Source organism: Microcoleus sp. B9-D4, assembly GCF_036705105.1.
Lineage (GTDB): Bacteria > Cyanobacteriota > Cyanobacteriia > Cyanobacteriales > Microcoleaceae > Microcoleus.
Map to the genome: position 1 here is coordinate 1 of NZ_JAUBTS010000162.1, position 1,833 is coordinate 1,833.

Here is a 1,833-nt window from a genome sequence, read left to right on the forward strand (position 1 = left end):
GGGTGGCATTGTTGTCATCTCACTTATTTGACTCATTGTCAAGTACAATTTATACCAAATTAGATGAGCTTACCCTGTGATGGCTGCTCCTCTATGAGTCAACTCTGCTGCCCAAATCAGCTTGTCATTTTTAAGTAAAGCAATGCCCGTTACTTTGCTGCCAGGATCTAATTTTAAAGTTAGAGATTCTGGAGTATCTTGAACTTCCTTTGTGATCATGATGGTGAACGGGTATCGGCGAAAGACAGTAGCCTTTCTTGCTTTAAGTAATGACCGTGCCATCCCTGGCGTACAGGGTGTTAGCGGTTTGCGATTGGTATCTAAAACTAGGATTTGGTTAGACATTATTGCGTCTCTTCTGATTTCTCGTAACGTTAGCTTCGCCAAGGTTTTCAAGACTTGTTAGGTCGATTGCACTTCCTTAACCCCGTTAAGAATGTTTAACAATCGACGATAGAGCAACAAACTAGCTACGCATTTGTCGGTATCGTAACCCTGAAAACGTAGACTTCGAGAGTCTTAGGCTGGTCAGGTTCGGGTTTGCTTCGTTCTACTCGTTAAAGTTGAATTGTTTGCAAGCCCCTAGCTTTCAGCTATGGGGTTCCTGACAAAAGTAATGATGTCTGCATCAAAAGTTAAACCAATGCGAGAGTCGTCCACTCAGATGCGAAATTAATTTTTGGCGTGGCCTAAGCTGCGACACCACGTGCTGCAGTTAAGTAGACATCATGGCTCAAAGATGGGGGCATTGTTGATCCGGCTAACTGAGTACCCTCAAAGTTGGTTCCCGTGAATGTTGCCCCGCTCAAGTCGGCTTCACTCAAGTCTGCATAGCACAGCCTAGCCCAATCGAGGTTTGCCTGCACCAAAGAAACTCCCACCAGATTTGCCCTGGTTAAATCTGCTCCCATCAACTTGACGCCCCGCAACTGAGCTCCGCTGAGATTGGCTGCTAACAAGTTCGAGCCTTCCAGGTTTACCCCGTTTAGTTTGGCTTCGCTCAGGTTGACGCCATTGAGATCCGTCCTGCTCAGGTCGATGCCATTGATATAAGCTTTCCTGAGATAGATGCCTGTTAGTTGAGCGCCAAAAAGCTTTGCACCGCTGAGTTTTGCCCCTCCGCAGTTTGCCCAGTTGAGGTTGGCTCCCGTGAGGTTGGCTCCCCGCAGGTTGATGAATTGCAGGTCGGCTGTACACAAATTGGCGTTCCAGAGGATGGCGCTCCGCAGGTTGCTACCGATGAGTTGGGCGCCACTCAACTTTGCCCTGGGCAATTTTGCTTTGACGAGGAAAGCTCCGCTGAGATTGGCTTTTGTAAGCTCTGCGTCCGCTAATCTAGCTTGGCCCATTTTGGCAAAACTCAGATTTGCCCTGTAAAGGTTTGTGCCGTTTAGTTCTGCTTTGGTGAGATGCGCCCGACTCAGGTTAGCTCCCGACAGGTTAGCCCTCGAAAGGTTTACGCCAACCAACATAGCTCCGCTGAGGTTTGCTCCGCTGAGGTTTGCGTCAGCAAAGTCTCTGTTTCCATTTTCGTACTCTTTGAGCAGCTCGGTTACTTCCATACGGGTCACATTCCTAATAGCGGAAATTTATCTAGAAATAAACACTCTTTATAAATATTTTATCTCAAAGGGAGCGGACGCGATCGCACTTTCAAGAAAGCTGAGAATCAACTTTATATTTATACATATACTTTGTGCTTTTTGCATAGTCCCGATTTTTTTGATGTCATATAGCAATCCTAAATGATTTTCTCTATCTAGATCAATCCTAAATGATTTTCTCTGTGTAAGTATATTGACGTATTTTGGGGAAATCAAATTTATGTTCGTT

General features: G+C 45.7%; 1 protein-coding gene and 1 pseudogene. Both read right to left on the reverse strand.

Translation table 11 applies throughout. From position 1 onward, the window contains the following. Positions 1-78: 78 nt before the first annotated feature. Positions 79-345 (reverse strand): annotated as a pseudogene (locus QUB24_RS33335) (RRXRR domain-containing protein); the annotation flags it as partial. Between the two features lie 344 nt (positions 346-689). Next, positions 690-1,562, reverse strand: coding sequence for a pentapeptide repeat-containing protein (locus tag QUB24_RS33340; protein ID WP_333157863.1), 873 nt, complete (start codon positions 1,560-1,562; stop codon positions 690-692). Positions 1,563-1,833: the final 271 nt, after the last annotated feature.

What these genes read in the sequence shown, in the direction of transcription:
- QUB24_RS33340 (WP_333157863.1), bottom strand. Translation starts at nt 1,562, where the DNA reads ATGGAAGTAACCGAGCTGCTCAAAGAGTACGAAAATGGAAACAGAGAC.